The 3062-nt window shown below is 65.3% G+C and carries 2 protein-coding genes and 1 pseudogene; all 3 read right to left on the bottom strand.

What is annotated here, in order from left to right:
* Positions 1-287 (bottom strand): annotated as a pseudogene (locus tag ACXJL8_RS37710) (polysaccharide deacetylase family protein); the annotation flags it as partial.
* A gap of 175 nt (positions 288-462) precedes the next feature.
* A complete protein-coding gene (locus tag ACXJL8_RS37705; RefSeq protein ID WP_456621934.1) occupies positions 463-1029 on the bottom strand; it encodes a glutathione peroxidase in 567 nt (188 codons plus the stop codon).
* A 91-nt stretch (positions 1030-1120) separates the two neighbouring features.
* A complete protein-coding gene (locus tag ACXJL8_RS37700; RefSeq protein ID WP_456686678.1) occupies positions 1121-2767 on the bottom strand; it encodes a L,D-transpeptidase family protein in 1647 nt (548 codons plus the stop codon).
* Positions 2768-3062: the final 295 nt, after the last annotated feature.

Raw genomic sequence — 3062 nt, 5'->3', positions numbered from 1 at the left:
CCGCCGGTGGTGTCGATCTCGACGGTGCGGGCGACGCCGAGCGCGCCCGGYGTGTTGCAGGCGGCGCGCGCCGGCTGGGGCGCTTGCTTCGGCGGGGGCGGATTGACGAAGGCGGGCGGCGTGGCTGCTGCTGCCGGAGCTGCGGCGGGTGCCGCAGCTGCCGGCGTCGCCGCGGGTGCAGCCTGCGTGGCGGCTGCCGGCTTCGCGGCCGGGGTCTGCGACCATGCTGCGCCTGTCATCGCCAGAGACATTGCGCTTGCCAAAATCAGTCCTGCCGCCACACGCATGGTGTTGTCCTCGAGATTGATCCCGTTGTTTCACCGTGGCTTTTCGCCTGCGGCAAAACCATCCTGCCCAAGATATCTTAGCGCTGATCCTAGCCTAGATGGTGGGCACTCGCCATTGCAACGGCTGTTTGGCGCTTCGCCACAATTGTGCCCAAGCGCGTTGGGGTGCGGCGTGTCAACTGTCGGCCAGCGCCTTCGCGACTGCGGTCTTGATTCGGGTGTCGGTCGGCTCGACGGCGGAGGAAAACACCTCGGCGATATAGCCGTCGCGGCCGATCAGGTATTTGTGGAAGTTCCAGCGCGGAACCTCCTTCGGCCGCGCCTCAGCCGCCCATTTGTAGAAGGGATGCGCCTTCGGCCCGACCACGACGGCCTTTGCGGCGATCGGGAAGGTAACGCCGTATTGGTGGTGCGCTGTCTCCGAGATCTCGCTGGTGCCGCCGGGTTCCTGGCCGCCGAAATCGTTGGAAGGCACGCCGATGACGTTGAGCCCACGTGCGCGAAACTCGCTCCAGAGCTCCTGCAGCCCCGCATATTGCGGGGTGTAGCCGCACAGCGAGGCGGTGTTGACCACCAGCAGCGGCCGGCCGGTGAAGGCCGCAAGGCGGATGTCATCGCCGGACAATGCGGGGAAGGAGAAGGCGTAGGCCGATATGCGGCTCATGCCGCCGTCGGCGAACGCGCGCGTTGCGGATGCGCCTGTTGCGAGAAGCGCGGCGAGCATGGTCCTGCGGTTCAGCATGGCGACGTCCCCCGACGTGATCCGGGACCCACTCTACTCCGCCGCTGCGATCGGCCTGCTCAACACCGCGTTATCGGACGCGGCGAATCATTCAGTACAGGCGCACGATGAAGTCGGTGCCTTCGCCGGTCTCGCCCTGGTTGATGCCCTGATCGGAGACGATGATCGAGCCGCCGCTGGTCAGCATCTCGTTGATCTTTGCCATGGTGTCGGCGGGGATGGAGACGCGGTCGAGCGCCTCGGCCGGGCTATTCGGGGTGACGGCCACCGGCTTTGCGGCGACGGGGATCACGGCGGCGCCGTGCTGGCGGCGCGTCATGCGGCCGTCTTCCTCGCGCGCGGCGGAACGTGCCGACACGGGCATCGATACCACCGACCAATGCAGCGCATTGGTGTCGGTCTTGTCGACCTCGGCGGTGAAGACATGGGTGCCGAGCGGGCGATCGCTGGCGGCGATCGTCACCGGCACCTCGAACAGCGGCGCAAAGTTCTGCCGCACATAAAGTTTGGAGTCCTTGCGGCTGATGAAGACCGCGATCTGGCCGGCCCGCTTCGGCACGTCCGGCTTCGCGGCGGGCGCGGGATCGGCGACGCGGGTCTGGTCCTTCTTGGCGTCCGGCGAGGCGGATTGCGCAGGCGTCGTTGCCGTCACCGTTGCGTCAGGCTTCTTGCCGGTCTCGGCCGGGGCCGGCTCAGACTTGGCGGTCTCAGGCTTGGCTGCCTCGACCTTGTCCGCGGACTTGTCGTCGGCGGTCGTCGCCTTGGGCGCTTCAGCAACCTCGGAGGGCTTCGCTTTAACAGTCGCGGCGTCGGCCGGCTTGGCGGCCTCTTCGGATTGAGGCTTCGCCGCCTCGGCGGTTTCGGTCTTGTTTTCGGTGCTGGCCGCCTCGTCGCGAGCCGGTGCGCTGCCGGTCGTCGCATCCGACATCACGGCGTGGCCGACCGTCGAACGCAGATCGAGCACGGCGTCCGCGCTGGCCGTCTTCGTCTCGACCGGCTTCGCCTCGGTGATTTTGGCGTCAGTCGCGCCCTTGTCCGCCTTGTCGCCAACAGTCGTCGTCGGTTGGAGGCTGGCGGCAGGCTGCGGCGGCATCCGCGTAGAGGCGAGCAGGGGATGCGAGAAGTTTTGCGGCGTCATCTGGCCGGGCGAGACGATGACGCGCGCGCCCATCCTGGTCCAGTTCCACATCTTCACCGCGAACGCCATCGGCATGCGGATGCAGCCGTGCGAGGCCGGATAGCCCGGCAGCACGCCGGCATGCATCGCGACGCCGGACCAGGTGATCCGCTGCATGTACGGCATCGGCGCGCCGCTATAGATGTTGGAGTKGTGGAATTTGTGCTTCTGGATGACGCTAAACACGCCCATCGGCGTCGAATGGCCCTTCATGCCGGTCGACACCGGAGATTCCGCAAACACGCCGTTGGTGTCGTAGACCGTGACCTTCTGCCGGTCGATCGAGACGACGATGACGAGCGGCCCTTGCGGCTTTATACCGGCTTCCTTTTCGGCGACGACGTCCTTCTTGCCGGTCGCGCTGCGCTTCTGCGGCTTTTGTCGCGGCTCTTCGGGATACCGCTCATGGCGGCCGTAGGACCCGTCGGAATAATCCGTCCAATAATAAAACGCTGCGTCCGCCTGGTTCGCCGTACAGATCACACCTGCCGCCGTCAAAATGGCGACCTGCCACAGCCGTGCCGGCTTGGCAGAAGAACCGGACCCGTTCACGCTATTCATTCCTCGAATCCACAATCCAAATCAGACATTAGTCTCGCAGAGGGGATACGCGTTCACCAGCAAAGTGGTTCTGCCGTCAGCTACATTTGTTCAGTACGTAGCAAAAAAGCCTCACGGAGCGGTAAACGGCGGCCGCGATCGGTTGCCCGTCGCCTTCCTCAGCCGCGTTCGGATGCCTACATTACGGGAACGCGTCACCGGAGAACTTCATGTCATCCCGTTTCCCCGGTCTTTCCGGCATCCGTTTGAAAGACCTAGCTTTATTCGCCTTGCTCTTGGTCGTGCCGGCAACTGC

It is taken from the genome of Bradyrhizobium sp. P5_C11_2 (assembly GCF_054049755.1).
This window is presented reverse-complemented; position numbering and strand designations above follow the sequence as displayed.

Excerpts from the sequence above, each read along its gene's own strand:
- ACXJL8_RS37705 (WP_456621934.1), bottom strand. The coding sequence starts at position 1,029 with ATGCTGAACCGCAGGACCATGCTCGCCGCGCTTCTCGCAACAGGCGCA.